Genomic DNA, 25,203 nt, shown 5'->3' on the forward strand with positions numbered 1-25,203 from the left:
CGGTTGGGGTCACTATGGTGAAGCTGCCTTCGAATCCAGAGGAGAGGCTCATGACCGTAGCGACGGACGCTCTCGGTACAGACGAAAAAGCAAGTCCCGCACAAGATTCCAGGCGTTGGTGGGCGCTGGGCGTGATCGCCATGGCGCAGCTGATGGTGGTCCTGGACGCCACGATCGTCACCATCGCCATGCCGTTCGCGCAGCAGGATCTGCACATCAGCGACGGTGACAAGCAGTGGATCTTCACCGCGTACACCCTGATCTTCGGCGGTCTGCTGCTGCTCGGCGGCCGCCTCGCCGACTACCTGGGCCGCCGCCGGATCCTCATGGTCGGCCTGATCGGCTTCGCCGCGGCCTCCGCGCTGGCCGGTCTCGCGCAGAACCAGGCCGAACTCTTCGCGGGCCGCGCGCTGCAGGGCGCGTTCGGCGCGCTGCTGGCCCCGGCCGCGCTGTCGCTGGTGTCGGTGACCTTCACCGAGGCCAAGGAACGGGCTCGGGCCTTCGGCGTGTTCGCCGGTGTGTCGGCGGCGGGCGCCGCGCTCGGCCTGATCGCCGGTGGCGCGCTCGTCGAGTACGCGAACTGGCGCTGGTCGCTGCTGGTGAACACCCCGGTCGCGCTGCTGGCCCTGGTCGGCGCGTTCGCCTTCGTGGTCAAGGATGTGCCCGCACCCCGCACCGGCGGCTACGACCTGCCCGGCGCGGTCACCGTCACCCTCGGCCTGATCTCGATCGTGTACGGCTTCAGCCGCGCGGCCTCCGACGGCTGGACCGCCTCCACCACGCTGGCCCTGTTCGTGGTGGGTGTGGCGCTGCTGGCGGCGTTCGTGGCCATCGAGGCCCGGACCGCGAATCCGCTGCTGCCGCTGCGTATTCCGGGTGAGATCAACCGCGGCGGGTCGTATCTGATCGCGCTGCTGGTGCCGATCGCCATGTTCGCCATGTTCCTGAACCTGAGCTTCTACCTGCAGATCGTGGAGCACTACTCGGCGCTGAAGACGGGTGTGGCGTTCCTGCCGTTCCCGGCCGGCATCGTAGTGTCGGCGGGTATCGCCTCGGCGGTCCTGCCCAGGATCGGGCCGCGGCCGCTCATGCTGGCGGGTTCGGTGCTGGGCGCGGCGGGCCTGGTGTGGCTGTCGCGGCTGGAGTACGGCGACAGCTACGCGACCGCCCTGCTGCCCGCCATGATCCTGATCGCGCTGGGCATGGGTGCGCTGTTCGTGTCCATGCAGACCACCGCGCTGCACCAGGTCGACGCCGAGGATTCGGGCGTGGCCAGCGCGCTGCTGAACGCCGCCCAGCAGGTAGGTGGTTCCATCGGCACCGCGCTGCTGACCACCATCTCGGTGCAGGTGGCCGAGCGGTACGTGCGTAACAACATGACCGTCGACCATGTGATGGAGCGGGCCTCGATCCACTCCTACAACGTGGCCTTCCTGATCGGCGCGATCTTCTTCGCGCTGTGTGTTCCGATCGCGGCGTTCATGGTTCGGGACAAGCCGCAGAACCTGCTCGAGGGTGACGAGCACGCCGTGCACGTGGGCGTGTGAACCACCGCCGGTGATTCCGCACCGTGCCCGCCGCGAATCTCGCGGCGGGCACGGTGCGTTTCGGCCGCAAGTCGGCGGCAAGTCGCGGTGCATCGCCCTGGCCGACAGTACGACCATGACGATGACGATGATGCCCATCGCGACCGATCCGGACCTGCGGCTGCGCGCCGGCGCGCTGATCGCCGGCGGCGTGCTGTTCGCCGTGGGCAATGCCCTGCACCCGCTGGAACATTCCGAGGCGGCCGAACAGTCCGCCACCTGGGCCGCCGCCCACCTGACCTTCAGCGCCGGCGCGATCCTGATGGCGGTGGGACTGCCCGTGGTGTTCGCCGCCTGGCGAGACAGGAATGACTGGCCTACAAAGATTTCCGCGGTCGCCCGGGTCCTGCTGTTCGTCGGGCTCACCGTCGCGATCCCGGTCGGCGCCTACCACGAGATCTATGTCGCGCCACGCCTGTCGCACCATGAGCAATCGGCGATCGAGGAGGCCGCCCTCCCGGTGAACGGGCCGCTCGCCGCCGCCTTCCTGCTGGGATTCATCCTGCTGGCGGTGTGCGCGCTGGCGGCCCCGCGTCCGCTCCTCGGGCGTGGGTCCGCGGTCGCGCTGATCCTCGCGGTGGTCGCGATGGCCGGGGCCGAAGGGCTGCCGGGCGCGGAGGGGTGGTGGATCATCCCGGGCACCATCGCCGTCGGACTCGTTCTCGCGCTCGGCGGCTTCCGTGCGCTTCGACTGCCCGCGAGGCGATAAGCCGCCTGGGACAGCGGTCGCCCGCGCGTGCCTGTCGCGGACAGGCGTGGGCGACCGGTGTGTTGCGGTATCGGCGGTCGCCGGTCCGGATCGGCGTCAGTCGTTCGCTGTGTTAGCGAATGGGCTGTCGCAGCCGATGTATCGCCCGTGGTGTTCGTGGAAGTGCTGGGCGCACTGCGGGTGACGGTGGACGGCCGGCCCGCCCCTTTGCGCGGGCCGAGGCAGGGGGCGGTGCTGGCGCGCCTGGTTTCGGCCGGGGGCGAGGTGGTTTCGGCGGATCGGCTCATCGAGGATCTGTGGCAGGGGGAGCCGCCGCCGAAGGCCTCGGGGGCGTTGCAGGCGCACATCTCGTATCTGCGGCGGGCATTGGAGCCGGATCGGCCGCCGCGCGCGCCCGCCGGAGTGCTCGTGTCGCAGACCCCCGGATACGCGCTGCGCCTGCCGGTTTCGGCCGTCGACGTCTGGCAATTCGGTCACCTGGTGTCCGCCGCCGCCACCGAATCCGATCCGGCCGCCCGCCACCGCCTCCTCGATTCCGCGCTGGCGTTGTGGCGCGGTCCCGCCTATGCCGCCTACGCCGACGCGGCCTGGAGCGCCGCCGATATCGCCCGCCTCACCGATATGCGCTGGACCGCCGTGGAACAACGGGCCGAGGCCGCCCTCGCCCTGGGTCGCCCGGAGGAGGCCGTCGCGGCCCTGCGCCGCCTGGTCGACGAACACCCCGAACGTGAAGCCGCCGTCCGGCTGCTGGCCCTCGCTCACTACCGCCAGGGACGCCAGCTCGAGGCCCTGGCCACGCTGCGCGACCTCCGCGCCACCCTCAATACCGAATTCGGCATCGACCCCAGCCCGCCGGTGCGCGAGCTGGAAGCCGCCATCCTCGCCCACGACCCGGCCCTCACGCTGCCCGCGCCCGCCGAGCCGTTCGCCGCGGAATCAGGTTCGACACGTTCACATTCCACCGATGAGGTCGCGACGATCGCATCGGTGGGGCCCGATCGGCCGGAACCCGTGCCACCGGTATCCGCCCCGGTCGGCTATTCGGGTCAACGTGCGGCCCTGCTGTCCGCCGCCCGCGAAGCCGCGGGCGGCCGCGGCCGATTGGTGTGGCTGGAAGGTGAGCCCGGAGCAGGCAAGACGACGCTGGTGCGGTCGGTCGCCGACGAGCTCGCCGCTGCCGGCTGGCGGACCGCGGTCGGCCGCTGCCCCGAGGTCGACGGCGCTCCGGCGGCCTGGGCCTGGATGGAGCTGACCGGTGAATCCGGCGGCAAGGCAGCGGATCTCGGCGCGGACGCGACACCGTTCCGGCTGTCGCTGGCCGTGGTCGACCGCTTCGCCGAATGGACCGGACAGCCCATCGATACCCCGGGTGGGCGGATGAGCCCCGGCTCGGTCGTCCCGGATACACCGAGCTCGGTCGATACGGCGAGTGCGGCCGGGCCGGTGCTGGTGGTGCTGGAGGACGCGCATCGGGCGGACAGCGCGACCCTGCAGATCCTGCGGCAGGTGGTGGCGTGGTCGGCGCAGGCTCCGGTGCTGTTCGTGGTGACCATGCGCGGATCGGAAGTGGGGGACGAGGTTCGGGCCACGTCGGCGGCACTGGCGGCGGTGACCTCGGGACGGCTGGAGCTGACCGGGCTCGACCTCGAGGCCGTGCGGGCGGTCGCGGAGGCGGCCGGTCTGCGCGGAATCGACGATGCCACGGCCGAATTGGTGCGCGATCGCACCGGCGGTAATCCGCTGTTCGTGGCCGAGTTGGCGAAACTCGCTGCCGCCGAAGGGGATCTGCTGGCGGTGCCGGCGGGAGTCAGCGATGTGCTGCATCGCCGGATCGCGCGGCTGCCCGCCGAGGCGGCGCGCATGCTGCGGCTGCTCGCGGTGTGGGGCGGCGAGTCGGATTTCGACGCGCTGCTGGAGCTGACGGGCGAAACCGAAGGGGCCCTGGTCGATCTGGTCGACACCGTGGTGGTGGCCGGGCTGCTGCGCCTGGAGTCCGGGGGCCGGATCCGCTTCGGGCACGCGCTGACCCGGGACGCGGTCTACGCGGGCATTCCCGCGCTGCGCCGGGGCCGCATGCACTGGTCGGCGCTACGGGTGGCCGAGCGGGTGAATCCGGTGGATCCGGCGCTGCTCGCCCATCACGCCCTGACCGGCGCGCACGCGGGAACCGCCGGGGAGGCGCTGGGGTACGTCCTGGCCGCCGCCCGGCAGGACGGTGCGCGCCGCGCGTTCGCCGAGGCGGAACCGCTGTGGCGGGCCGCGCTGGATCTGCACACGCTCGCGGGCCATCGCGAGGACGGCCCCGATCCCGTTGTGGGCGCGGCCATTCTGGAAGTCCGCTGCGCCCTGGTCAACGCCCTCGCCTACCGCGGCAATGACGCCGCCGCCCGCGCCGAGCGCGCCGCCGCCCTCGACCTGGCCGAGCATCTCGCCGCGCGCGCCGCGCCGGTCACCGGTGCCGCCATCGCTCCCATCGCCCTGGCCCTGTGTTCCTGGCGGGCGCCGCTGATCTGGGGTACCCGGGACAAGCGGCTGCCGGATGATCGGGTGATCGGTGCGTTGCGGGCGGCGCTGGATCGTCCGCTGCCCGAGGCCGTGCGGGTGCGGCTGCTGGTGGGCTTGGTCGTGGAGGTCGAGGGGGATGACGACGCGCTGGCGTTCGCGGCGTCCGCGGAGGCGGTGGCGACGGCACGGGAACTGGGGGATCACGAATTGCTGTGCGCGGCCTTGAATGTCCGCGCGTATGTCGCGCTCGGTCCGGATCTGTGGCACGAACGCGCGGCGTTGGCCGACGAGCTGCTGGCGGTGTCCACGGCGGCGGGTCTGGTCGAATTCCAGGCGGTGGCGCACTTTCTGGGCTGCCTGATCGCCGGTGCGGACAACGATCTGGTGCGGGCGCGGCGGGCGGCCGAGCGCGGGCTGGAGTGCGCGACGGGTGGTCAGCTGCATCAGATGCTGATCGTGCTCACGCTGTTCGATGTGGTGCTCACGGTGCTGCGCGGCGATCTCGACGCCGCCGAGCGCGCGTACGCCGAGGCCAGCGCGCGAATGGTCGCGGCGGGCGCGGCGAATGGCGCGGAGCTGCTCATCGCCGGGGGCATGATGCTGGGCTGGGCGCGCGGCGATCTGTCCGGCCTGGTGGAGCCGATGGCGCAGGTGTACGCGATCTCGCCCGAGGCGCTCGCGCACCCGTACGCGCTGGCGCTGCTGGACAGCGGTGACATCGACGCCGCGCGTGCGGTTTTCGCCGCGGCCGCGCCGATCCGCCGGGACCACTACTGGTCGGTCATGGCGGTCTTCCGTTCCCGGGTCGCGCTGCGGCTCGGCGAGCTCGAGGCCGCCGCCGAGTGCTACCGCGACATGCTCCCGCGCTCGGGCACGGTCGCGGGCCTCGACACCGGTTCGGTCGTCTACGGTCCGATCGACACGATGCTGGCGGAGCTGGCCGACGCGCTGGGCGACCCGGAGGCCGCCGCCGCGCATCGAACCCGCGCGACCGAGGTCGACGTCCATCTCACCGCCCAGCTCGCCACCCTCCCGTCGGCGGCGCGAACTCGTCGGTAGGGCATTCGGCCGTGCCCGCCGGGTCAGCTCCCGGCGATGAGGGCTTCCCGGCGCCGATGCCCGCGCCCGAACCAGCGCAGCATGAGGCCGAGCACGAGCCCGCCCTCGGCGGTGGCGCGCTCCCATTCCTCGGGCGTGCACATGCCGAACATGCGCGGCAGTTCGAAGCTCATGGTCGCGCCCTTGCGGGCGGCGGCTTCGACGGCGCTCCACTGCTCGGCGTCGAGGTGGGCGGTGATCACCGGGAAGACGGTGTCCTCCTCGTCGGCGATGTGCTCGCTGAGTAACGCGTTCAAGCGGCCGAGGTGGTCGCTGAGCGCCGCCGCGGATCCTTCGCGGGCGAGTTCGCGCGCGCCGTCGCGCACGCTGTCCAGGATCGGGTCGAGCTGGGCGTGGTCGTCCTCGAGTTCGCGCACGTCCACCGCGCCGGTGCCGCGCAGCAGCGGCCACAGCACCTCGTCCTCGATGGTGTGGTGATGGTGGATGCTGTCGCAGAGCAGCAGCAGGTATTCGGCGATGGCCGCGGCTCGCCGGGGTGGGCAGTTCGCACGGCCGGCGGCGATGTCGCGGGTCAGGTCGGTGAAGCGCGCGGTGTCGGCGATCATGGCGCGGTGGGCGAGGCGCATGCCCAGCAGGTCGGGCTCGGTGGTGGTCGGCATACTGGAGACTGTGGGCCCGATCACTTGCACCCTACTTGCGAGTAACTGAGGGCGGGTTCCCGCACAGCGGGGGCTGCCCGCGCGGTGAGGTCCATAGCAGCAGTACGCTTGTCTTGCTTGACGCCACATCGGACATGGACCTGGTACCACAGGTCCGGTGCCGGGAGTCATGCGTATACGTTGTCTGTTGAACAGCTGGGGTCCGCTACAAGCGGTGCTCACCGGCCGTGCAATGGGAGCACCACCTTCCTAGGAGGACACGAAGATCCATGTCCAAGATCAAGGTTGAAGGGACCGTCGTCGAACTCGATGGCGACGAGATGACCCGGATCATCTGGCAGTTCATCAAGGACAAGCTGGTCAATCCGTATCTCGACGTGAACCTCGAGTACTACGACCTCGGCATCGAAGCCCGCGACAAGACCGATGATCAGATCACGATCGACGCCGCGAACGCCATCAAGAAGCACGGCGTCGGCGTCAAGTGCGCGACGATCACCCCCGATGAGGCGCGAGTCGAGGAATTCGGCCTCAAGAAGATGTGGCGGTCGCCGAACGGCACCATCCGCAACATCCTGGGCGGCACGATCTTCCGCGCCCCGATCATCATCTCGAACGTTCCGCGTCTGGTTCCGGGCTGGACCAAGCCGATCATCATCGGCCGTCACGCCTTCGGTGACCAGTACCGCGCCACCGATTTCAAGGTGCACCAGGCGGGCACCGTCACCCTGACCTTCACGCCCGAGGACGGCTCCGAGCCGATCCAGCACGAGGTCGTGCGCATGCCGGAAGACGGCGGCGTGGTCATGGGCATGTACAACTTCCAGGAGTCCATCCGGGACTTCGCGCGGGCCTCGCTGAACTACGGCCTGCAGCAGAACTACCCGGTGTACATGTCGACCAAGAACACCATCCTCAAGGCCTACGACGGCATGTTCAAGGACACCTTCCAGGAGGTGTTCGAGACCGAGTTCAAGGACGAGTTCGCCGCGGCCGGTCTCACCTACGAGCACCGCCTGATCGACGACATGGTCGCCTCCGCGCTCAAGTGGGAGGGCGGCTACGTCTGGGCCTGCAAGAACTACGACGGCGACGTGCAGTCCGACACCGTGGCGCAGGGCTTCGGCTCGCTGGGTCTGATGACCTCCGTGCTGCTGACCCCGGACGGCCGCACCTGTGAGGCGGAGGCGGCGCACGGCACCGTGACCCGTCACTACCGTCAGCACCAGCAGGGCAAGCCCACCTCCACCAACCCGATCGCCTCGATCTTCGCGTGGACGCGTGGCCTGGCCCACCGCGGCAAGCTGGACAACACCCCCGAGGTGATCGGCTTCGCGCAGACCCTCGAGGACGTCGTCATCAAGACGGTCGAGTCCGGTCAGATGACCAAGGACCTCGCGCTGCTGGTCGGCGGCGACCAGGGCTACCTGACCACCGAGGAATTCCTCGGCGTGCTGGACGCCAACCTGGCTCGCGAGATTCGCTAGGAAATCCCCTGGAGCGCATGCTCCACAACGCGCCGATGAACGTGAACAGCGCGAAGCGGTGAAGATGGCGGCCGGGACCACAGTCCCGGCCAGAACATCCACCGCGCCCAACGGGCACCTGCCCCCACCGGAACCGGTGGGTGGGCGGGTGCCCGAACTGTTTTCGGAACCTGCGATTTCTGACAGCAGGCTGACGGGTCGGTCGGTCAGTGAGTGAAATCACTGGGCCGGACGGTATCGGGATCGTTCGCCACTGTGTTGCGCTTGGTTGTGCCCGAATCTGTATCCGCCGCCCCCGCCGCCTCGACCGCCGAAGACGTCATCCGGGACGGGACCGGTGATCCCGGCGTGCCGGCGCGCGGGCGGTGGCCCATCCCCGCCATGCTGGCGCTGGCGCTGGGTGGGTTCGGAATCGGCACAACCGAATTCGTCACCATGGGTTTGCTGCCCGATATCGCCGGGTCGATGCACGTGTCCGAACCGACTGCGGGACATATTGTTTCCGCGTACGCCCTGGGTGTGGTCGTCGGTGCGCCGGTGATCGCGGCGCTGTGCGCCCGGGTGCCGCGCAAGCGCCTGCTGATGGCGTTGATGGTGGCGTTCACACTGGGCAACGCGGCCAGTGTCGTCGCGCCGACCTTCGCGACATTGACACTCGCGCGGTTCGTTTCGGGCTTACCGCACGGCGCCTACTTCGGGGTGGCGTCGCTGGCGGCGGCGTCCTTGGCCCCGGTGGGGCAGCGCGCCAAGGCGGTCGCCGCGGTTATGCTGGGATTGAGCGCCGCCAATGTCGTCGGCGTTCCCGCAGCGACCTGGCTGGGCCAGCATCTCGGCTGGCGGGCCGCTTTCGCGGTGGTCGCCGTGATCGGCCTGGCGACCGTGGCCGCGCTCTTCCGATTCGTGCCCGAGTTGCACGGCATTCGCATGACCGACCCCCGCACCGAACTGACGGCACTGCGGCGTCCGCAGGTGTTGCTGACCCTGCTGGTCGGCGCGATCGGCTTCGGCGGCATGTTCGCGGTCTACACCTACATCACCACCACGCTCACCGATGTGGCGGGCGTGCGGATCGGCCTGGTGCCGCTGGTGCTGGCGTTGTTCGGGCTGGGCATGGTGGCGGGCAATATCGCGGGCGGCGTGCTGGCCGACCGTGGCGTGGATCGCGCGGTGTTCGTCTCGCTGCTGGCGATGGTGGTGATCCTGGCGGGTTATGTTGCGGCGGTGCACAATCCGTATACGGCGGCGGCCGGGGCGTTCCTGGTCGGCGCGTCGGGCGCGGCGCTGGCCCCGGCCCTGCAGACCCGTCTGATGGATGTCGCCCACGACGCGCAAACCCTCGCCGCCGCACTGAATCACGCGGCCCTCAATATCGCGAATGCCGCGGGTGCGTGGCTGGGTGGCCTGGTGATCGCCGCGGGGATGGGCTACACCGCCCCGGCGGTGGTCGGCACCGGGCTGGCGGTGCTGGGCGTGCTGCTCTTCATGGCGACCGTGTCGCTCGCGCGACGGCCGCAGCACCGGTAGCCGGGTATTTCCCGTTCGGCCCCTTCGCCTTCTGGTGTCGCGGGTGGATCATGAATATGGCGCCGAATTACCAGTGGAAGACGTTTCCTGCACGAAAGGACGGGAACGACATGTCAGAGCAGAACAAAGCCACGGCCAAGCGCATATTCGATGCCTGGAACGCCAGGGATCTCGACGTCTTCGATGAAGTGATCGCGGCGGACGCCATCGATCACGATCCACAGAATCCGCACGCGGAGGTGCACGGTCCCGCGGCGCTCAGGCGGCAGGTGGAGATGTACCTCGCCGCGTTCCCCGATACGAGAATGCTGGTCAACGAGCAGTTCGCGGAAGGCGATTTCGTCCTCACCCGGTGGACGGCGTCGGGCACCAACCAGGGCCCGTTGATGGGGATGCCCGCCACCGGAAAGCCGGTCGTCATCGCGGGCATGACCGTCAACCGCTTCCAGACCGACGGCAAGATCGGTGAGAGCTGGGCGAACTGGGACACGCTCGGGATGTTGCAGCAGCTCGGTGTCATTCCGGCGGCGCAGTCGACGTCCGCCTGATTCGTCCGCTGTCCGGGCGGTGTGGCGCGGTCTGCGGGCCGGACCACACCGCCCCGATCAGGTGCGCGCCGGTCTTGCGGTGACCGGCGCGAGTGATGTTTGCTGAAACAGTGCTGGCAATCCGCTCGAGTGTCCAGTAGGGAGCGGGAGCACGCGTTTCGCCGAGCTGACATCGTTCTTCTACGAAGGGACTTCTCGTCATGCGCGCAGTCAGAACCGCCGTCCTCGCCGCGAGTTTGCTAGCCGGGCTGATCGTGCCCGCTCTCGCCGTGCCCACCATCGCCTCCGCCGACGCCATCAGTTGCGGCCAGGACCTCAACGGCTGCGCCTCCGCGTGCCGGGAGCGGGTCGGCAATTCCTATGTCCGCCTCACCGACTGCGTCATGACCGAAGCGGGCTGGACCTGTGCCGCCTGCATGTACAACTCGCAGACCTGATCGGCGGTGGCTCTGGCCGACCCGGCGGCGGCCGGGTCAGACCAGGGCGTGTGCCGTGGTGAAGCCCAGCAGCGCCGCGCCCAGACCGGCGACGAGACTGACCGTCACATTGAGGGCGGCGTAGAGGTACGAGCGTTCCTCGGTGAGACGGATGGTCTCGTAGCCGAAGGTGCTGTACGTGGTGAGCGCGCCACAGAAGCCGGTGCCGAGCAGCGCGAAGGTGGGGGAGGAGGCGGCCGCGCCGGTGAGCGCGCCCAGGATCAGGCAGCCCGCCAGATTGACGGTGAGGGTGCCCCACGGGAACACGCTGTCGTGACGGGTCTGGATGGCGCGGTCGGTGAGGTAGCGCACGGGTGCGCCGACCATCGCGCCGAGGATCACCAGCAGTCCGGTCATGCCGCCGCCTTCCGGTAGCCGCCCGCCGCGCGGGTGAGCCGCACCGCGAGCAGGGTGGCCAGGAGCGCGCAGCTCAGCGTGGCGGCCAGATAGGCGAATGCCGTTGCGACAGTGCCGGGTTCGAGCAGTGCGCGGGTCTCGTTGGCGTAGGTGGAGAACGTGGTGAACCCGCCGAGGATGCCGACGCCGAGGAACGGCCGCACCAGCGGGTGGGCGGTGCGCAGTTCGGTGACGATCACCATGAGCACGCCGATCAGGAAGCAGCCCAGCACATTCGTGGCGAAGGTGGCCCACGGGAATCCGTGCGGGGGAGTCGGCCAGATCTGGGCGAGGCCGTAGCGGGCGAGCGCGCCGATGGCGCCGCCGGCCGAGATGACGGTCAGGATCGCGCCCTGTGAGCGCAGCAGTTCCTGCCGCTGGTCGGGTTGATGCAGATCGATGTCGGGGTCGATGGGTTCGGCCGGCTGAGCGGTCGCGTCCAGCTCTCGGGTCACACGGGTCTCCTACTCCAGCGCACACGGTCAGTGTGTCTTCGTGGGGTAGGGACTGTTGGCGGCGGTGTCGCCGCGGTTGTTCCGGTGTCCGGAGCGGCGAGCCCCACCGCCGCATCGCTCAGGGTAACCAGTTCGGGCCGTCGCGCGGAACCGAAGTGGGTGACGTCACGGCGTCCACGCCGTCCGTCGGCCGGCGAACGCGGCGCGAACATACACGGGTGTATGTAAGTGTAAGATTTCCGGCATGACCAGCTCCGCCGTCTCGAAGCCGCCGCGCCGCACCCAGGAACAACGCAGCACCGAGACGCGCACGCGATTGCTGGACGCCACCATCGAGTGCCTGGTCGAGTACGGGTACGCGGGGACCACCACGCCGCGGGTGGCCGAGCGCGCGGGGGTGACCCGGGGTGCGCAGGTGCATCACTTCGGGTCCAAGAGCGAGCTCGTGGTCGCCGCGATCAGTCACCTCGCGCAGCGTCGCACCGAGGCGGCCATGAAGGAGATCGGGCGGGTCCGCAGCACGGAGGATCCGATCGCCGCGACCCTCGAGGCCATGTGGGAGCTGCATCAGGGCCCGCTGTTCATCGCGGCCATCGAGTTGTGGGTGGCCAGCCGCACCGATCGGGTGCTCGCGGTGGAGATGGAGAAGGTCGAGCCGTTCGTGAACAACGCGGTGCTGCTGGCGGTGGCCCAGTTGGTGCCGAACGAACTGGACCGCAAGAACGTGCGCGATTTCGCCTACACGGCCATGGACACGCTGCGCGGAATCCTGGTCACCAACTTTATCTCCCCGGATCCGGAGCGGGCGCACCGGCGCTGGCTGCGGGCCTCGGCGCAGCTGCGGCTGGCGGCCGCGGCGGTCATGCCGGACTTCCATCTCGGCGACCGATAACCGCCACCCTTACCGACGCCGCTGTATGTGCGGCCGGATCGACCTGACCTTCTGATCTTGCCGTCCCGCTGTGGATTCGCCGTACCCTCTTGCGGCTTTACATACAGCTCTGTATGTTTGTTTTCGTTCCCCTATGTGAGGAGTTCGATGACGAACAAGGTCTACGTCGTCGGCGTCGGCATGACGAAGTTCGAGAAGCCGGGGCGGCGCAAGAACGAGGACGACAGCGCCTGGGACTACCCGGACATGGCCCGGGAGTCCGGCACCAAGGCGCTCGCGGACGCGGGGATCGACTACCGGGAGGTCGAGCAGGCCTACGTCGGTTACGTCTTCGGGGAGTCCACCTCCGGCCAGCGCGCCGTATACGAGCTGGGTATGACCGGAATCCCGGTCGTCAATGTCAACAACAACTGCTCCACCGGCTCGACCGCGCTGTACCTTGCGGCGCAGGCGATTCGGGGCGGCCTGGCCGAATGCACCCTGGCCCTGGGCTTCGAGAAGATGCAGCCGGGCTCGCTGGGTTCGGTGTGGGACGACCGTGAACAGCCCATGGCGCGCCACATCATGGCGCTGGCGGAGATCTCCGAGGTGCTGTTCCCGGTGGCCCCGTGGATGTTCGGCGCGGCCGGACGCGAGCACATGGCCAAGTACGGCACCACCGCCGAGCACTTCGCCAAGATCGGCTACAAGAACCACAAGCACTCGGTGAACAACCCGTATTCGCAGTTCCAGGACGAGTATTCGCTCGACGACATCCTGGGCTCGCGGATGATCTATGACCCGCTCACCAAACTTCAGTGCTCGCCGACCTCCGACGGCTCGGGTGCTGTGATCCTCGCCTCCGAGGATTTCGTGGACCGCCACGACCTGTCGCGGCAGGCGGTGGAGATCGTCGGCCAGGCCATGACCACCGACTTCGGCTCCACCTTCGACGGCAGCGCCAAGAACCTCATCGGCTACGACATGAATGTCCAGGCGGCCGAGAAGGTCTACGCGCAAGCCGGTCTCGGCCCCGAGGACTTCCAGGTCATCGAACTGCACGACTGCTTCTCCGCCAACGAGCTGCTGCTCTACGAGGCGCTGGGGCTGGCCAAGGAGGGCGAGGCCGGTCATCTCATCGACTCCGGCGCGACCACCTACGGCGGCAAGTGGGTGGTGAACCCGTCCGGCGGCCTGATCTCCAAGGGGCACCCGCTGGGCGCGACCGGTCTGGCGCAGTGCAGCGAGCTCACCTGGCAGCTGCGCGGCACTGCCGACAAGCGGCAGGTCGACAACGTGACCGCCGCCCTGCAGCACAACATCGGGCTCGGTGGCGCCGCCGTCGTCACCGCCTACCAGCGCGCCGAGCGCTGACCTTCGACTCGACGAGGAGCGAAAAGCCATGGGACACATCGAAGCCGGTAAGAACCTCAGCGCGACCCCCGATGCCCTGTGGGCGGTGGTCTCGGACCCGCAGACCTGGGACAAATGGTTCTCCATCCACGAGCGCTGGATGGAGGAGCCCCCGGCCGTACTGGCCCCGGGTGCGAAGCTGACCGCCAAGATCCTCATGCTCGGCATGGCCAACAAGATCGAGTGGGTGGTGGAGAGCGTCGAGACCCCGAACCGACTGGTGCTCAGCGGCACCGGCATGGCGGGCGTGAAGGTGCAGTTCTCCTTCGACATCACCCCCGAGGGCGGCGGCAGCAAGTTCTCCGTCGCGGGTGACTTCGAGGGCGCGCTGATCAAGGGCGCGCTGGGCAAGGCGGTCGAGAAGGACGGCCTGAATCAGCTGGACAAGACCCTGACCGCGCTCGACGCGCTGGCCACGTCGGCGAGCCGGTGAGAGGACGAGGCGAGATGGCTTCGACGACAGTCGAATTCGACGAGTCCGGCCTGAACGCCTGGTCGGAAGAGGAGTCCTTCGAGGTCACGCGGGAGCGGATCGCCGAATACGCGGCCGCTACCAACGATCCCATCGTGGCACATCTGAAAGGTGATGTGGCCCCGCCGGTCTTCGCCATCGTCCCGGTGTTCGACGCCATGATGTCGCCGGTCATCGACGTGGCGCCGATGAACATCTTCGGGCGGGTGGTGCACGGGGAGCAGGACTTCCACTTCCACCGCCCGATCCGGCCCGGTGATCAGTTGGTTGCCCGGGCCCGCGCCATCGGTTTCGAGGGCAAGGACAACGGGTCCACCATCACCATCCACATCGAAACCCGTTCCGGCGACGGAGAACTGGTCAACGAGCAGTATCTGACCGCGTTCTTCCGGAATATCGACGCGGGCCGGCAGGCCGGCGCGGCCGCCCCGGCGCACCGTTTCGATGCCGCGCTGGCGGAGCAGCCGCCGCTGGCGACGGCCGCGGCCCACGTGGACGCGGACCAGACCTACCGCTACGCACCGGCTTCGGGGGATCCGGTGCCGCTGCACCTGGATGACCAGGTGGCCAAGGACGCCGGTCTGCCCGGCATCATCGCGCACGGCCTGTGCACCATGGCGATGTCGTCGTGGGGCGTGCTGTCGCGGGTGGCGGGTTCGGATGTGGCGAAGCTGCGCCGATACGCGGTGCGGTTCTCCAAGATGGTCTTCCCGAACGACGACCTGGAGACGCAGATCTGGAAGGTCGGTTCCGCCGACGGCATCACCACCTACGCCTTTCGCACCGTACGCGGCGACGACACCGTCCTGAGCGACGGACTCGCCGAGATCGCCGACTGATCGAGAACTGAGGAGACATTCATGGGCGCACTCGAGGGACGGGTTGCCATCATCACCGGAGCCGGGCGCGGTATCGGCCGTGAGCACGCGCTGCTGTTCGCCCGAGAGGGCGCGACGGTCGTGGTGAACGACCTCGGCGGCAGCAATGCCGGTGAGGGGTCCGACGCCGGTCCGGCGCAGCAGGTGGCCGAGGAGATCATCGCCGCAGGGGGGCGCGCGATCGCCAACACCGACAGCGTGGCCGACTGGCAGGGCGCGAAGAACCTGGTGGATCAGGCTGTTTCGGAGTTCGGCCGCCTCGATGTCGTGGTGAACAATGCCGGCATTCTGCGCGACGCCTTCGTCGCGGGCATGGAGGAGTCGCAGTGGGATTCGGTGCTGGCCGTGCATCTCAAGGGGCACGCGGCGGTGCTGCGGCATGCGGCCGGGTACTGGAAGGAGCAGTCCAAGGCGGGTAATCAGCCCAATGCCGCGGTCATCAATACGGCCTCCGCGTCGGGCACCACCATCCCCAATGCGGGGCAGGCGAATTACGGTGCGGCCAAGGCGGGTATCGCGGCGCTCACCCTGGTGGCGGCCGATGAGCTGGCCCGTTACGGCGTGCGCGTGAACGCCATCGCGCCGATCGCCCGGACCCGTCTCACCCTGGCCACCCCCGGCATGGGCGAGATGATGGCGGCGCAGCAGGCGGGCCTGGAGGACGGCGAGTTCGACGCCTTCAGCCCGGCCAATATCTCCCCGCTGGTGGCGTATCTGGCCACCGAGAAGTGCCCGATCACCGGCAAGGTGTTCGCGGTGCAGGGCGGCGCCATCTCGGAGCTGGCGGGTTGGCACGACGTGAAGACCATCGAGACCGAGGGCCCGTGGGCCATCGACGATATCGCCGGGCGACTGCCGTAATCAGGAAGGCGGACAACGATGTTCGAATGGTCCGAGACCGATGAGCTGATCCGCGACGCGGTGCGCGGCTTCATCGCCAAGGAGGTGCGGCCGCACCTCGACGCCCTCGACAGCGGCGAGCTGCTGCCGTACCCGATCATCCGGAAGCTGTTCGGCGAGTTCGGGATCGACGCTCTCGGCGAGGAGGCGATCACCGGACTGCTGGCCCGCCAGCGCAAACGGGAGGAAGCCCGCGCGGCGGGGGAGCCGCTGCCGGAGAAGAAGGAGCGCTCCGGCGACGGCAGCCCCTTCGCCGGGCAGGAGTCGATGATGGCGGTGCTGGTCAGCGAGCTGTCCGGGGTGTGTATGGGTCTGGTGAGCGCCATGGGCGTGAGCATCGGCCTGGGCGCGACCACGATCCTCGCGCGCGGCACCCTCGCGCAGAAGGAACGCTGGCTGCCCGATCTGGTGACCATGAAGAAGGTCGCGGCGTGGGCGATCACCGAACCCGATTCCGGCTCGGACGCGTTCGGCGGCATGAAGACCTACGTCAAGCGTGACGGTGAGGACTACATCCTCAACGGCCAGAAGACCTTCATCACCAACGGCCCCTACGCCGACACCGTGGTCGTCTACGCCAAGCTCGACGAGGGCGACGGCGCCGACAAGCGGGACCGCAAGGTGCTGACCTTCGTGCTGGACAAAGGCATGGAGGGTTTCACCCAGGGCAAGCCGTTCAAGAAGATGGGCCTGCACGCCTCACCGACCGGCGAATTGTTCTTCGACAATGTCCGGTTGGGCCGGGACCGGCTGCTCGGCGAGACCGAGGAGCACGAGGGTGGCGACGGCCGCGAGAGCGCGCGCTCCAGTTTCACCGCCGAGCGGATCGGCGTGGCCTTCATGGCGCTGGGCATCGTCAACGAATGCCACCGGCTCTGTGTGGATTACGCGAAGACCCGCAAGCTGTGGGGTCAGGAGATCGGCCGCTTCCAGCTGGTGCAGCTCAAGCTGGCCAGGATGGAGGTGGCGCGGATCAATGTGCAGAACATGGTCTTCATGGCCCTGGAACGCAACCGCGCCGGCAAACCCCCGAGCCTGGCCGAGGCCTCGGCCATGAAGCTGTACTGCGCGGAGGTCGCCACCGACGTCGCCATGGACGCGGTCCAACTGTTCGGCGGCAACGGCTACATGGCCGAATACCACGTCGAACAACTGGCCCGGGACGCCAAGTCCCTGATGATCTACGCCGGTTCCAACGAGATCCAGGTGACCCACGTCGCCAAGGGCCTGCTCGGCCGCTAGTTCCGGTGATTCCACGACACGGTCCGCCCGCGCACCGCTCGGGCGGACCGTTCGCTGATCGGCTCGGGTCGATCGGCACTACGACAGGAGCGCATGACAATGGCGTCATCCGACAAGACGGCGGCGTCATCCGACGACCACGCGGCCGCCGGGGCAGTGATCGAGGAACGAACGGTGTCCTACGCCGGTGTCCGCACCCGCGAACTGGCCGTCGCGGGAGCCGGGCTACCGATCGTGCTGCTGCATGGCTACGCCGACAGCGCCGACACCTGGCGCGGGGTGTTGACCCGGCTGGGCGCGACCGGTCGGCGGGCGCTGGCGGTGGATCTGCCCGGCTTCGGCCTGGCGCAGGATCGCCGTTCCGGCGCGCTGACTCCGCAGTTCGACGAGTTCGCCGACGCCGTGGTCGCCGCGCACGGTCCGGTGGTGCTGGTGGGGAATTCGCTGGGCGCGGCGACCACTCTGCGGGCGGCTGCACGGCATCGGGATGGGCGGGTGGCGGGGATCGTCCTGCTGGACGAGCCGCTGCTGGCCCGGCATCGCCCGGCCCGGCTCGTTCGCCGCCGCGAGTACACACGGCTGTTCGACCTCGCCAGCGCGCTGCCGGTGCCGGCTCCGGTCCTGCGCTGGGGGATCCGGCGGCTCGCCGCGGCCTTCTGCTACGGCCCCGGGGTCACGGCCGACCCGATGTACGTGGACACCTGGCTCCGCTCGATCCCCGACATGCCCGCCGCGGCGGCGCGGGCGCGCGATGCCGTGCGCTACGCCCGCGAACACCCGAACGGACACGGTGACCTGAGCATCGGCTGCCCGGCCCTGGTGGTGCACGGCGCGAAGGACCGGATCATCCCGGTCGCCGCGAGCCGCGAGCTGCACGCATTGCTGCCCGGCAGCGAGCTGGTGGTGCTGCCGCGCGCCGGACACTGCCCGCAGGTCGACTATCCCACCGAGGTCACGCGCCTCGTCCTCGATCACGCCGCCCGCGTGGACCCACGATCCGAATGGAGTGCTTCGTGACCGGTGATCCGACCACCCTGTGCGAGGCGTTCCAGCGCACCGCGGGCCGATTCCCGGACCGGGTGGCGCTGCGCGGAGCCGACTGCGGACGGGAGCTCACCTGGGCCGACTATGCCCGCCGGGTAAGGGAATTGGCCGTCGGACTGGCCGGTATCGGGGTGGCCGCTGGGGACACGGTGGCCGTCATGCTGACCAACCGGGTCGAGTTCCATCTCGTCGACACCGCGATCCTGCACCTGGGGGCCACGCCGTTCTCGATCTACAACACCTTCACCGCCGAACAGATCGCGCAGCTGTTCGCCAATGCGGAAAACCGGGTGGTGATCACCGAGTCCCGCTTCCTGGCGACGGTCCGGGCCGCCGATCCGGACGGTCGGATCGAGCACATCGTCTGCGTCGATGGTGAATTCGAGGACACGCTCACCCTGGACGCCGTCATCGCCACGCCCGTAACGGATTTCGACTTCGACGCGGCCTGGCGTGCGGTGCGCTCCGAGGATCTGCTCACCATCGTCTACACCTCCGGCACCACCGGTCCGCCGAAGGGCGTGGAGCTCACGCACGCCAATCTGCTGTTCGAGTTCGCGGCGATGGAGGCGCTGGCCCCGATCGGACCGGACGATCGGGTGGTGTCGTATCTGCCCGACGCGCATCTGGCGAATCGGGCGTTCGCGCACTACAACAACCTCATCCGGGGGGTGCAGATCACCACCGTCGCCGACCCCAAGCAGCTGATCGCCACCCTGCCGCAGGCCCGTCCCACCCTGTTCCTGGCGGTCCCCGCCATCTGGTACAAGGTGAAATCCGGCATCGAAACCCTCATCGCCGCGGAACAATCCACGCCGCGCGGACTGTTGTTGCGGTGGGCCGTCGACACCGGTGCGAGTGTGGCGAGACTGCGGTTCGCGGGCCGGAGCGCGCCGCTGTCGTTACGGATTCAGCTGATCCTGGCCGACCGCCTGGTATTGCGGACCTTGCGCGCCCGCATGGGACTCGACGCCATCAGAATCGCGGTCAGCGGCGCCGCACCGATCGCGCCCGATGCCATGGCCTTCATTCTGGGACTGGGCTTTCCGGTCTGCGAGGCCTGGGGCATGACCGAGTCCTCGGCCGCGGCTACGGCGAACCGCCCCGACGCCATCCGGATCGGGACGGTCGGGCAGGCGCTGCCCGGCGTCGAGGTACAGGTGGCCGCCGACGGCGAACTGCTCATTCGCGGACCGCTGGTCATGCGCGGTTACCGCCACGATCCCGAACAGACCGCCGCGGCGATCGATGCCGAGGGCTGGCTGCACACCGGCGATATCGGCGGCATCGACGCCGACGGCTACGTGCGTATCCTCGACCGCAAGAAGGAACTCATCATCAACGCGGCGGGCAAGAATATGTCGCCGTCGAATATCGAAGGCGCGGTGCGGGTTTCCTGCCCGCTGGTGCAGTCGGTGATGGCCGTCGGCGACAACCGCAAATACGTGACGGCCCTGCTGACCCTGGATCCCGACGCCTGCGCCGCCTACGCGCGTCGGCACGGTCTCGCGGACGGCGCGCCCGCGGTGCTCGCCGAGCATCCCGGCGTACTCGCCGAAATCGAGTCGGGCATGCGGGAAGCCAATGCCCGGCTGGCGCGGGTCGAACAGATCAAGCGCTATCGGGTGCTCCCGGTGACCTGGGAACCCGGGGGCGATGAGCTCACGCCGAAGATGTCCCTCAAACGCAAGCCCATCGCGGCGAAGTACGCCGCCGAGATCGAGGCGCTCTACGACTAGTTGGGGACGGACACCGGCCGCAGGCAGTCGCCGAACGGGATGGCAACTGAGCAGAAGGCGGGTTTACGGGTGGGGCGGTAGTCGGCGACGACGCCGCCTCGTGCCGTGATGTCCTTGAACGCCGCCACGGCGTCGGTGGGGCGGCGGGTCAGGGACGGGTCGGTCTTGGCGTCAACGGTGTAGAGGCCGAATCGCGGTGAGAAGCTGCCCCATTCGTAGTTGTCGGTGAGGCTCCAGTAGTTGTAGCCGATGACGTTCATGCCGTCGGCCTTGGCGCGCTGCAGCCAGTAGACGGTGTCGCGCAGGTGGTCGGCGCGGTCGTAGCTGTCGGAGCGCGGGGCGGCGTTCTCGGTGGGCAGGCCGTTCTCCACCACGTAGATCGGCAGGCCCGGGAACTTCTCGGTGTAGTTGCGCAGGTTGTAGTAGATGCCCTCGGGCTCGATGGCGTTCTTCCACAGTTCGTCGCCGAGCAGCGCGGGGCTGGGCAGGTTCGTCAGGGACGCGCCGTAATAGAAGTCGACGCCGATGTAGTCCATCTTGCCCTTGATTCGATCGGCGAACATCATGTCGGTCAGGTCCTGCACGATCGGGTACTGCGCGATATTGCTGGTGACCTTCGCGCCGGGCTGGCGCGTGTGGATGTAGTCGTAGATCGAGTTGTGCGCCTGGACCATCCGGTCGAACATGGGCAGCGCGTCGAGCACCCCGATGTCACCGATCTTGATCGACTGCGCGACGTAGCCCATAGGTTCGTTGATGGTGACCCACATCGGGTCGTAGCTCGCGTACCGGTCGACGACCCGGCGCATATTGGCGAGCCAGTCCGACACGATGTCCTGTTTCTTCCAGCCGCCGCGATCGGCTTCCCAGCCGGGGATGACCCAGTGGTCGAGGGTCAGCATGGGGCGCATGCCCGCCGCGCGGATCTTCTGCAGAACCGTGTCGTAGAACTGGAAGTCGCGCTCGTCCCACACGCCCGCCTTCGGCTGCACGCGCGCCCATTCGATGCTGAGCCGGAAGACCTTCAGGCCCATGCCCGCGGCGAGGTCGATGTCCTCGGCGTAGCGGTCGTAGAAGTCGACCGAGTTCAGGTAGGGGTCGTGCGCCTTCCCGGAGGTGGCGTACCGGCTCCAGTTGCTGTCGGGCGCACGGCCTTCGGACTGGAACCCGGACATGGCGACGCCCCACATGAAGTCGGAGCCGAAGGGATTCACCGTGGTCGGCGCGCCCGAACTTCCGGTGCCGGACCCGCTGGCGCTACCCGATCCCGAACCGCTGGAGCTACCCGAGCCCGCGCTGCCCGTACCGGCGCTACCGGTTCCGGCGACGTCCGCGGGTGCGGAGGCCGCCACGGCTGACCCGCCCGCCACAATGGCCACGGCCGACAGAATCGAACACAGGACGCGCGTAGGTCTCATCGCGGCGGAATCTCCAGAACTTGGGCGGGCGCGGCGTGACGCCGCTGGGGTGGCCGCCCAGACTCTACTGGTCAATCGTCCAGAATGGGACCCTTTCGACTGGAACTCATTTCAGATCTGGTTTCCCAAAGAATTCGGGCGGGGTCAGGGCTTGCGGGCCAGGGCGGCGGAGATCAGCTGCTCCCAGACGCTCAGGTCATGGTGGTCGCCGCCGATGCGGGAGACGCCCTCGGCGGTGGGTTCGGGGCGCCACAGGGGGCAGGGGACCAGACCGGGTTCGAGGATCTCGAGGTTGCCGAAGAGGGCGAGGATCTCCTCGTCGGAGCGCCAGCGGCCGCGGCCGAAACTGGCCTGCAGCTTCTGCTCGGCGAGGCGGGTCTCCTCGTTGAAGCCGGAACGGAAGTGGGAGATGTAGAGCATGCTGCCGGACGGGATCTGGTCGGCCCAGTAGCGGACGATCTGGTCGGGCTTCTCGTCATTGTTGAGGTGGTGCAGGATCGCGCTGAAGATCACCGCCACCGGACGGTCGAAGTCGATGAGCCGCTCCACTTCCGAGTGATGGCGGATCTCCTCGGAGTCGCGCAGGTCCGCGTGCAGCACGGTGGTGTACTCGTCGGTCTCCAGCAGGGCGCGGCCGTGCGCCAGCACGATCGGGTCGTTGTCGACGTAGACCACGTGCGGATCGGTCTGGTGCCGCTGCGCCACCTGGTGCACATTGTCGGCGGTGGGCAGCCCGCTGCCGATGTCGATGAACTGGGTGATGCCCGCGCGGGAGATCTCGCCGATCGCGCGCACCAGGCAATTACGATTGGCGTACGCGATATCCACCGACCCCGGCAGATCCTTGATGAAGAAGTCCCCGATCTCCCGATCGGCGGTGTAATTGTCCTTGCCGCCCAACAGGTAGTCGTACACCCGGGCGATGCTGGGCTTGGACTGATCGATCTGCGGTTGTTCCATCTTCCTCATACCCCAATCGGAGGGACGCCTCGGTCGGAGTAATCCTATGGAAGAGAACGCTTTCCAGCGTGGGTTCGCGGCAACGTCCGATTCAGACGGCCCGCAGGCGGGTGCGGCTGGCGTAGACGTGTTCGGCGATGAGGGTCGCGATGCGGTCCGGGGCCTCCAACATCGGGACATGCCCGACATCGTGGACCAGGATGCGGTCCGTGGATTCGGGGAGTTCCTCGAGAAAACGCTTCGCGTACACGCGATTCGGGATGATCCGGTCGTTCTCGCACAGCAGCAGTCGCACCGGCGTGCTCAGCGTGGACAGCTGCTCGAGGGCGGGGAAACGCAAGCCGCTCACCAGCATCGGCAGCATGGCCGGGCAGTGCAGGGCCGAGGTGATGGCCGCCTCCAGCCCGGATCGCGAGGCCGCCTCGGTGTTCTTGGTGAGCAGCATGGCCACCGCCTGCCGGGTGAGGCCGCTGTAGGTGATCGCGTCGGGCAGATGCTTGCCGATCTCGACCAGCGGCACCAGCGCCGCGAACTTCAGTCCCACCCGCAGTTGCAGCAGCGAGGGGGATTGCCAGCCGCCTGCGGGCGCGATCGCGGTGAGGGTGCGGGCCCGGCCGCGGCGGGCGAGTTCGAAGCCGACCCAGCCGCCGAGCGAATTGCCGGCGATATGGCAGGTGCGCCAGCCCATCTCGTCGAGCTGGTCCTCGACCTTGTCGGCAAGGGCACTGATATCGATGAACCAGCCGTCGAGTTCGGGCCCGCCCCAGTGTCCGGTGAAGGCGGGAGCGAACACTTCGCAATGGCCGGCCATGCGTTGTGCCACCTGCTCCCAGCAATGCGGGGACATCATGAATCCGTGCAGGAGGAGCAGTGGTTCACCGGAGCCGGTGTGAATGGCCCGAACGGGCGCGCGCGGGGTGGAGGGCTTGGCGGTGCCTGACGTCATCGTCGTCACCCCTTCCTGGACCTCGATGTCCGTGAAGAGAGTCGGTAATGCGCATTGTACGGTCGTGAAGTGGCGAAAATCATCAGTACGTGCAACGTGAACGGAGTTCGTGCCGCCTCGGGCAAGGGACTGCTCGAGTGGCTGGCCGCTACCGAGGCCGATATCGTCTGCCTGCAGGAGACCCGGGCGACCGATGAGCAAACGCGTAGCGCACTAGCGCCCGCGCTGGACGCCGGATGGTTCCTCAGCCATGCCGAACCCGGTCTGAAGGGCCGGGCGGGCGTGGCCATCCTGTCCCGGCACCAGCCGGACGCGGTGCGGATCGGGGTCGGCCTGCTCACCGGCGGAACCTGGTCGCCCGTCGAGGAATTCGCCACCCTGGGCCGCTATATCGAGGCCGATTTCGAGGACCTCACCATCGCCAGCGTCTACGTCCACACCGGCGAGGCCGACACCCCGATGCAGGACGAGAAGTACCGCTTCCTCGACGCCATCGGCGCGCGCATGCTGGCCCACCCCGGCGAGTTCGTGATCATGGGCGACTGGAACGTGGCGCACACCGAACTCGATATCAAGAACTGGAAGGGCAACCTCAAGAACGCGGGCTTCCTGCCGCAGGAACGCGCGTGGGTGTCGTCCATGCTGGCCGCCGGATACGCCGACGTGGTGCGAGACCTGCACCCGGGCGTGCCGGGACCGTACAGCTGGCACTCCTACCGCGGCCGCGCGTACGACAACGACGCCGGGTGGCGGATCGACTATCAGCTGGCCCGCGGTGAGATCGCCACGCGCGCCAAGCAGGCCATCGTGGAACGCGCCGCCACCTACGCCGAACGCTGGTCCGACCACGCGCCGGTGACGGTGCAGTACCGATGAAGAAGTTGTCGAAGAAGTCGAGCGCCTGGCTGACGCTGGGCGTCGCGATCCTGCTGTTGCTCGTGGCCTTCATCGCCAATCGCGCCAACAACGATCATCCGCGGGACACGGGCAGCGCCAAGCCCGTCGCCACCTCGACGGTTCGGACCACCGCCAAGCCGGGCGGCGCCACCCCGGCGCCGGCCGACCAGGCCGCGCCGCCGTCCAAGGTCGCGGGCGTGCCCGACCGCGCCTACACGACCCTGGTGGAGATCGACGCCGGGCGCTGGCCCGACTCGGCCGATTCGCCCGGCACCAAGGGCGGTGACACCTGGCAGAACCGGGACGGCAGCCTGGCCCGCAAGGACGCCGCCGGAAAGGCCATCGCCTATCAGGAATGGGATGTGAATCCCAAGCAGCGCGGCCAGACCCGCGATGCCGAACGCATCATCACCGGCAGCGACGGTTCGGCCTATTACACGGGGGACCACTACAAGACATTCACGAGGATGCGCTGATGACCGAGCCCACGCCGTTATCGCAGTTCCTCTCCGCCCCCGCCGCCGCCGAGATCTCCGATACCGCCGCTCGCACGGCCGCCCCCGCACCCGTCCTGGGCGTGCTGCCCGTCGGCGCGGCCGAGTTCTCCGGCGTCCGCTACCGGATGCCGGACGGCTACCTGTGCCGGGAACTGCGCGGCCGCAAGATGCGCACCGTCACCGAGGTCTTCGACGAGTTCGCCGCGGCCTTCCAGTTCCCGTACTACTTCGGGGAGAACAAGGACGCCTTCGACGAATGCCTGCGCGACATCGACGACTTCGTCGGCGCCGCACCGGGGTACGTGGTGGCCATCCGCAACGCGGCCCTCATGCTCGACCGGCAGCCCGGCGAACGCGACTGGTTCGCCGAGGCCATGACCGACTGCGCCGCCATCTGGGCCGCCCGCGGGATCCCGTTCCGCGTCGTCCTCCAGGACGCCACCCCGCCCGGCCTCCCGGTGATCCCCCTGGCCCTGGAGCCGGAAACCTCCGCTTCCTGACTCCCGACCGCCCGGCCCTGTC

Annotated in this window: 24 protein-coding genes; 18 read left to right on the top strand and 6 right to left on the bottom strand. The window is 68.7% G+C overall.

Annotated features, from left to right (window positions below):
• The first annotated feature begins 50 nt into the window (after positions 1-50).
• From ACFRAQ_RS29450 to ACFRAQ_RS29460, 3 genes are all read left to right on the top strand, one after another.
• On the top strand, positions 51-1,547 hold the full coding sequence (locus ACFRAQ_RS29450; RefSeq protein WP_379105369.1) for an MFS transporter: 1,497 nt from the start codon (positions 51-53) through the stop codon (positions 1,545-1,547).
• A 115-nt stretch (positions 1,548-1,662) separates the two neighbouring features.
• Entirely contained in the window at positions 1,663-2,295 is a 633-nt protein-coding gene (locus ACFRAQ_RS29455; RefSeq protein ID WP_379105371.1) for a hypothetical protein, read from the top strand.
• A gap of 147 nt (positions 2,296-2,442) precedes the next feature.
• A complete protein-coding gene (locus ACFRAQ_RS29460; RefSeq protein ID WP_379105373.1) occupies positions 2,443-5,859 on the top strand; it encodes a BTAD domain-containing putative transcriptional regulator in 3,417 nt (1,138 codons plus the stop codon).
• Between the two features lie 23 nt (positions 5,860-5,882).
• Here ACFRAQ_RS29460 and ACFRAQ_RS29465 read toward each other — a convergent pair whose 3' ends face one another.
• The gene (locus ACFRAQ_RS29465) at positions 5,883-6,518 is read right to left on the bottom strand and encodes a hemerythrin domain-containing protein (RefSeq protein ID WP_379105375.1); all 636 of its coding nucleotides are present in this window, start codon (positions 6,516-6,518) and stop codon (positions 5,883-5,885) included.
• Between the two features lie 269 nt (positions 6,519-6,787).
• On the opposite strand from ACFRAQ_RS29465, the gene ACFRAQ_RS29470 reads away from it, so the two are divergent.
• From ACFRAQ_RS29470 to ACFRAQ_RS29485, 4 genes are all read left to right on the top strand, one after another.
• Positions 6,788-8,005: an NADP-dependent isocitrate dehydrogenase gene (locus tag ACFRAQ_RS29470; RefSeq protein WP_379105377.1), complete on the top strand. Its 1,218-nt coding sequence runs from the start codon at positions 6,788-6,790 to the stop codon at positions 8,003-8,005.
• A gap of 381 nt (positions 8,006-8,386) precedes the next feature.
• The gene (locus ACFRAQ_RS29475; protein WP_379105694.1) at positions 8,387-9,529 is read left to right on the top strand and encodes an MFS transporter; all 1,143 of its coding nucleotides are present in this window, start codon (positions 8,387-8,389) and stop codon (positions 9,527-9,529) included.
• A gap of 50 nt (positions 9,530-9,579) precedes the next feature.
• Positions 9,580-10,077 (top strand): ester cyclase, encoded by a 498-nt coding sequence (locus ACFRAQ_RS29480; protein ID WP_379105379.1) that lies wholly within the window; start codon positions 9,580-9,582, stop codon positions 10,075-10,077.
• 200 nt (positions 10,078-10,277) lie between these two features.
• Positions 10,278-10,514, top strand: a complete 237-nt coding sequence (locus ACFRAQ_RS29485) for a hypothetical protein (protein WP_379105381.1) — start codon at positions 10,278-10,280, stop codon at positions 10,512-10,514.
• Positions 10,515-10,550: 36 nt separating this feature from the next.
• On the opposite strand, the gene crcB (ACFRAQ_RS29490) is transcribed toward ACFRAQ_RS29485, so the two are convergent.
• Positions 10,551-10,910, bottom strand: coding sequence for a fluoride efflux transporter CrcB (crcB, locus tag ACFRAQ_RS29490; protein WP_379105383.1), 360 nt, complete (start codon positions 10,908-10,910; stop codon positions 10,551-10,553).
• Entirely contained in the window at positions 10,907-11,404 is a 498-nt protein-coding gene (gene crcB, locus ACFRAQ_RS29495; RefSeq protein ID WP_379105385.1) for a fluoride efflux transporter CrcB, read from the bottom strand. The genes crcB (ACFRAQ_RS29490) and crcB (ACFRAQ_RS29495) overlap by 4 nt, the downstream gene beginning before the upstream one ends.
• A gap of 244 nt (positions 11,405-11,648) precedes the next feature.
• Here crcB (ACFRAQ_RS29495) and ACFRAQ_RS29500 point away from each other — a divergent pair, with 244 nt between their 5' ends.
• The 8 genes from ACFRAQ_RS29500 (at position 11,649) to ACFRAQ_RS29535 (ending at position 19,963) form a co-directional block, all read left to right on the top strand.
• Positions 11,649-12,296, top strand: a complete 648-nt coding sequence (locus ACFRAQ_RS29500) for a TetR/AcrR family transcriptional regulator (RefSeq protein WP_379105387.1) — start codon at positions 11,649-11,651, stop codon at positions 12,294-12,296.
• Between the two features lie 147 nt (positions 12,297-12,443).
• Positions 12,444-13,649 (top strand): lipid-transfer protein, encoded by a 1,206-nt coding sequence (locus ACFRAQ_RS29505; RefSeq protein WP_379105389.1) that lies wholly within the window; start codon positions 12,444-12,446, stop codon positions 13,647-13,649.
• Positions 13,650-13,677: 28 nt separating this feature from the next.
• A complete protein-coding gene (locus ACFRAQ_RS29510; RefSeq protein WP_379105390.1) occupies positions 13,678-14,121 on the top strand; it encodes an SRPBCC family protein in 444 nt (147 codons plus the stop codon).
• Positions 14,122-14,135: 14 nt separating this feature from the next.
• Positions 14,136-14,999 (top strand): MaoC/PaaZ C-terminal domain-containing protein, encoded by an 864-nt coding sequence (locus ACFRAQ_RS29515; RefSeq protein ID WP_379105392.1) that lies wholly within the window; start codon positions 14,136-14,138, stop codon positions 14,997-14,999.
• A 21-nt stretch (positions 15,000-15,020) separates the two neighbouring features.
• On the top strand, positions 15,021-15,899 hold the full coding sequence (locus ACFRAQ_RS29520; RefSeq protein ID WP_379105394.1) for an SDR family oxidoreductase: 879 nt from the start codon (positions 15,021-15,023) through the stop codon (positions 15,897-15,899).
• Positions 15,900-15,917: 18 nt separating this feature from the next.
• Positions 15,918-17,180 (top strand): acyl-CoA dehydrogenase family protein, encoded by a 1,263-nt coding sequence (locus tag ACFRAQ_RS29525; protein ID WP_379105396.1) that lies wholly within the window; start codon positions 15,918-15,920, stop codon positions 17,178-17,180.
• A gap of 93 nt (positions 17,181-17,273) precedes the next feature.
• Positions 17,274-18,197 carry an alpha/beta fold hydrolase gene (locus ACFRAQ_RS29530; protein ID WP_379105398.1) on the top strand — a complete coding sequence of 308 codons (924 nt, stop codon included), beginning with the start codon at positions 17,274-17,276 and terminating at the stop codon, positions 18,195-18,197.
• A complete protein-coding gene (locus ACFRAQ_RS29535; RefSeq protein ID WP_379105400.1) occupies positions 18,194-19,963 on the top strand; it encodes an AMP-dependent synthetase/ligase in 1,770 nt (589 codons plus the stop codon). The genes ACFRAQ_RS29530 and ACFRAQ_RS29535 overlap by 4 nt, the downstream gene beginning before the upstream one ends.
• On the opposite strand, the gene ACFRAQ_RS29540 is transcribed toward ACFRAQ_RS29535, so the two are convergent.
• The 3 genes from ACFRAQ_RS29540 to ACFRAQ_RS29550 all read right to left on the bottom strand — a co-directional run bounded on the left by ACFRAQ_RS29540 (position 19,960) and on the right by ACFRAQ_RS29550 (position 23,287).
• A complete protein-coding gene (locus ACFRAQ_RS29540; RefSeq protein ID WP_379105402.1) occupies positions 19,960-21,342 on the bottom strand; it encodes a family 1 glycosylhydrolase in 1,383 nt (460 codons plus the stop codon). The two genes, ACFRAQ_RS29535 and ACFRAQ_RS29540, sit on opposite strands and share 4 nt — an antisense overlap.
• A 183-nt stretch (positions 21,343-21,525) precedes the next feature.
• A complete protein-coding gene (locus ACFRAQ_RS29545) occupies positions 21,526-22,350 on the bottom strand; it encodes an SAM-dependent methyltransferase (RefSeq protein WP_379105404.1) in 825 nt (274 codons plus the stop codon).
• An 82-nt stretch (positions 22,351-22,432) separates the two neighbouring features.
• The gene (locus ACFRAQ_RS29550; protein WP_379105406.1) at positions 22,433-23,287 is read right to left on the bottom strand and encodes an alpha/beta fold hydrolase; all 855 of its coding nucleotides are present in this window, start codon (positions 23,285-23,287) and stop codon (positions 22,433-22,435) included.
• A gap of 69 nt (positions 23,288-23,356) precedes the next feature.
• Between ACFRAQ_RS29550 and ACFRAQ_RS29555 the strand changes: the two genes are divergently transcribed.
• From ACFRAQ_RS29555 to ACFRAQ_RS29565, 3 genes are read left to right on the top strand one after another with little or no spacing between them, the layout of a single operon-like run.
• Positions 23,357-24,163, top strand: coding sequence for an exodeoxyribonuclease III (locus ACFRAQ_RS29555; RefSeq protein ID WP_379105408.1), 807 nt, complete (start codon positions 23,357-23,359; stop codon positions 24,161-24,163).
• Complete coding sequence (locus tag ACFRAQ_RS29560) at positions 24,160-24,660, top strand: ribonuclease domain-containing protein (RefSeq protein ID WP_379105410.1); 501 nt, start codon at positions 24,160-24,162, stop codon at positions 24,658-24,660. The genes ACFRAQ_RS29555 and ACFRAQ_RS29560 overlap by 4 nt, the downstream gene beginning before the upstream one ends.
• Positions 24,660-25,181: a barstar family protein gene (locus ACFRAQ_RS29565; protein WP_379105412.1), complete on the top strand. Its 522-nt coding sequence runs from the start codon at positions 24,660-24,662 to the stop codon at positions 25,179-25,181. The genes ACFRAQ_RS29560 and ACFRAQ_RS29565 overlap by 1 nt, the downstream gene beginning before the upstream one ends.
• Positions 25,182-25,203: the final 22 nt, after the last annotated feature.

It is taken from the genome of Nocardia sp. NPDC056611, from assembly GCF_042792755.1.
GTDB lineage: Bacteria > Actinomycetota > Actinomycetes > Mycobacteriales > Mycobacteriaceae > Nocardia.